The 3543-nt window shown below is 47.1% G+C and carries 2 rRNA genes; both read right to left on the reverse strand.

The features are described from left to right. Positions 1-5: 5 nt before the first annotated feature. Positions 6-117, reverse strand: a 5S ribosomal RNA gene (gene rrf / locus E2R66_RS27960). 244 nt (positions 118-361) lie between these two features. Further along, a 23S ribosomal RNA gene (locus tag E2R66_RS27965) occupies positions 362-3243 on the reverse strand. Positions 3244-3543 lie beyond the last annotated feature (300 nt).

Consider the following 3543-nt stretch of genomic DNA (forward strand, 5'->3'; position numbering starts at 1 on the left):
TTAAGATTTGGCACCGACCTACTCTCCCACATTTTACTGCAGTACCATCGGCTCTGGCGGGCTTAACTTCTCTGTTCGGAATGGGAAGAGGTGGACACCGCCGATATAGGCACCTGAATATTTTAATAGTTTGTGGTGAGTGGTTCAGTGGTGAGTGGTTGGATAGTTTTATAACTATTCACTCAATCAACTGTTCACTACTCTCCATAAACAATGACATATTATTGAAAGAAGTAAAAAGATCAGAGAAAACAACAGCTTTGTTTTTGCTGGGTTGACCGGTTCATTATTAGATTGTATGTGCGGTTTTGCAACCACTCACCAATAAACCATTCTCCAATCAACCCTTTAATTACCTGCTATGAGAAAGCTTCGGATGATTAGTATTACTCGGCTTTGATGTCACCACCTTTATACCTGTAACCTATCAACGTAGTAGTCTGCTACGATCCTCAATGGAAGTCTCATCTTGTGGCTAGTTTCGCACTTAGATGCTTTCAGCGCTTATCTATTCCCAACGTAGCTACTCTGCAATACACCTGGCGGCATAACAGATTCACCAGAGGTTAGTCCAACCCGGTCCTCTCGTACTAAGGTCAGCCCCACTCAAACTTCCAACGCCCACAACAGATAGGGACCGAACTGTCTCGCGACGTTCTGAACCCAGCTCGCGTGCCACTTTAATGAGCGAACAGCTCAACCCTTGGGACCTTCTCCAGCCCCAGGATGTGACGAGCCGACATCGAGGTGCCAAACCTCCCCGTCGATATGAGCTCTTGGGGGAGATCAGCCTGTTATCCCCAGCGTACCTTTTATCCTTTGAGCGATGGCCCTTCCATGCAGAACCACCGGATCACTATATCCGTCTTTCGACCCTGCTCGGCTTGTCTGCCTCACAGTCAAGCAAGCTTATGCTATTGCACTCCGCGTACGGTTACCAAGCGTACTGAGCTTACCTTTGAAAGCCTCCGTTACCTTTTTGGAGGCGACCACCCCAGTCAAACTACCCGCCAAACAATGTTCTCCACATTGCAGAGTTAGACACCAAATACAGAAAGGGTGGTATTTCAACGTTGACTAACATACTCCTAGCGAAGCATGATCACAGTCTCCCACCTATCCTACACATCCTGTATCCGATATCAATGTTAAGTTGTAGTGAAGGTGCATGGGGTCTTTCCGTCCCGTTGCGGGTAACCGGCGTCTTCACCGATACCACAATTTCACCGAGCTCATGGCTGAGACAGCGCCCAGATCGTTACACCATTCGTGCAGGTCGGAACTTACCCGACAAGGAATTTCGCTACCTTAGGACCGTTATAGTTACGGCCGCCGTTTACCGGGGCTTCGATTCAATGCTTCGCCTTGCGACTAACATCCCCTCTTAACCTTCCGGCACCGGGCAGGTGTCAGGCCATATACGTCATCTTTCGATTTTGCATAGCCATGTGTTTTTGTTAAACAGTCGCCTGGGCCTTTTCACTGCGGCTGATATTGCTACCAGCGCCCCTTCTCCCGAAGTTACAGGGCCATTTTGCCGAGTTCCTTAGCCATGATTCACTCGAGCACCTTAGGATCCTCTCCTCGACTACCTGTGTCGGTTTACGGTACGGGTTTTCATAACCTGAAGCTTAGCGGGTTTTCTTGGAAGTTTGATTACCTGAACTATTGCCTTACCCGAGGGCTCGGCATACTATCAGCTTTCAGCAAATCTGGCGTACTTAACTACCAAACCTATACCTACGGCCTTTAACGTGCTATTCCGTCAGCACGCGTCAGTGTCACTACTCCGTCACCGCATCGCAGTTATAAAAAGTACTGGAATATTAACCAGTTGTCCATCGGCTACGCCTGTCGGCTTCACCTTAGGCCCCGACTAACCCTGATCCGATTAGCGTTGATCAGGAAACCTTAGTCTTTCGGTGGGCGGGTTTCTCTCCCGCCTTATCGTTACTTATGCCTACATTTGCTTTTCTAATTCCTCCACAGTCAATTGTCTTTCCTGCTTCACCGGCAATTAGAATGCTCCCCTACCAGTACATATTAATATGTAATCCATAGCTTCGGTATAACGCTTAATGCCCGTTTATTATCCATGCCCGATCGCTCGACTAGTGAGCTGTTACGCACTCTTTAAATGAATGGCTGCTTCCAAGCCAACATCCTAGCTGTCTGTGCAATCGGACCTCGTTAGTTCAACTTAGCGTTAATTTGGGGACCTTAGCTGATGGTCTGGGTTCTTTCCCTCTCGGCCATGGACCTTAGCACCCATAGCCTCACTGCAGTGTATATTAAATAGCATTCGGAGTTTATCTGGATTTGGTAGGATTTGACTCCCCCGCACCCAATTAGTAGCTCTACCTCTATATAACTTAACCACCACGCTGTTCCTAAAAACATTTCGGGGAGTACGAGCTATTTCCCAGTTTGATTAGCCTTTCACCCCTACCCACAAGTCATCCGGAAACTTTTCAACGTTTATCGGTTCGGTCCTCCAGTACCTGTTACGGCACCTTCAACCTGCTCATGGGTAGATCACAAGGTTTCGCGTCTACCTCCTCTGACTCTGCGCCCTATTCAGACTCGCTTTCGCTTCGGATCCGTGCCTAAAACACTTAACCTTGCCAGAGAAGAGTAACTCGTAGGCTCATTATGCAAAAGGCACGCCGTCACGGAATCTCTCCGCTCCGACCGCTTGTAAGTACACGGTTTCAGGTTCTATTTCACTCCCCTGTTCGGGGTTCTTTTCACCTTTCCCTCACGGTACTGGTTCACTATCGGTCTCTCAGGAGTATTTAGCCTTACCGGATGGTGCCGGCAGATTCCCACAAGGCGTCTCCGACCTCGCGGTACTCAGGATACCACTATCCTATCATTCATTACCCGTACGCAGCTCTCATGCTCTATGGCCGGGTTTCCCACCCCGTTCCGGTTTTGTTTGATATTCATGTTGTGGTCCTACAACCCCTACTATGCCGTAACATAATAGGTTTGGGCTTCTTCCCTTTCGCTCGCCACTACTCAGGAAATCATTATTATTTTCTCTTCCTCTGCTTACTTAGATGTTTCAGTTCAGCAGGTTTGCGCATATTTGCAACTATCCTTCAGATAGTTAGGTTTCCCCATTCAGAAATCTGCGGATCAATTCATATTTGCTGATCCCCGCAGCTTATCGCAGCTTATCACGTCTTTCATCGCCTCTGAGAGCCAAGGCATCCCCCGTGTACCCTTATTTACTTTCTTCTATACTTGTGATGCTTTTGCTCACCACTGTATGCTTTTTGATAGATTGCCGTTCTTATTCAATATATCAGAATAACTCATTAATGCTTATACCGAAGTAGTTTACACTAATTACTTATTCCTGGTTCTTGAACTCGAAGCCAACAACCGTCTCTACTGTTGTTTTCTCTTCAATTTTACTTCTTCCAATATGTCAAAGAACTTGTCCCAATATGATATCAATATCATAACTTGCATTATATCCTAACCCTTTCGGGCATCGGTGGGAATGTGGAGAATAACGGATTCGAACCGTTGATA

This window comes from Mucilaginibacter psychrotolerans, from assembly GCF_004519315.1.
Lineage (GTDB): Bacteria > Bacteroidota > Bacteroidia > Sphingobacteriales > Sphingobacteriaceae > Mucilaginibacter > Mucilaginibacter psychrotolerans.